1 pseudogene is annotated in these 526 nt (G+C 32.9%); it reads left to right on the plus strand.

The window, feature by feature from the left end:
- Window positions 1–451: pseudogene (locus KJR01_RS09675) on the plus strand (aminofutalosine synthase MqnE); the annotation flags it as partial.
- Window positions 452–526 lie beyond the last annotated feature (75 nt).

A 526-nucleotide genomic window follows, 5' to 3' on the forward strand; every position in this document is an offset into this window, starting at 1 on the left:
AAGTAATGCTACCATGCTTTTTGGACATATAGAAGAAAGACATCACAGGATCGATCATATGTTAAGACTACGTGATCTTCAAGATCAAACCGGTGGATTCAATGCTTTTATCCCTCTAGTTTGGCAAAGGGATAATAGCTTTATACAAACTGATAAAATCATGGATAGTGAAGAAATTTTAAAAACCATTGCCATTTCTCGTTTAGTGCTTGATAATATCAAAAATATCAAAGCTTACTGGGCAACAATGACTTTAAATTTAGCCATGGTAGCACAAGAATTTGGAGCTAATGATTTAGACGGCACTATAGAAAAAGAAAGTATACAAAGTGCAAGTGGTGCAAAGAACGCCAAAAGCACAAGTTTAAAAACTGTTATCGATATGAAAAAAACTGCAAAACTTATTCCAATAGAACTCGATAGTATATACAAAGAAATAAAAACCTTCTAAGGAGAAAAAACGAGCTTTTTTAAACTCAACGAAAACATTTCGGCTTTTAAAACCTAACTTATAGCAGGACTTACT

Source organism: Campylobacter sp. 2018MI10 (assembly GCF_018501175.1).
Lineage (GTDB): Bacteria > Campylobacterota > Campylobacteria > Campylobacterales > Campylobacteraceae > Campylobacter_E.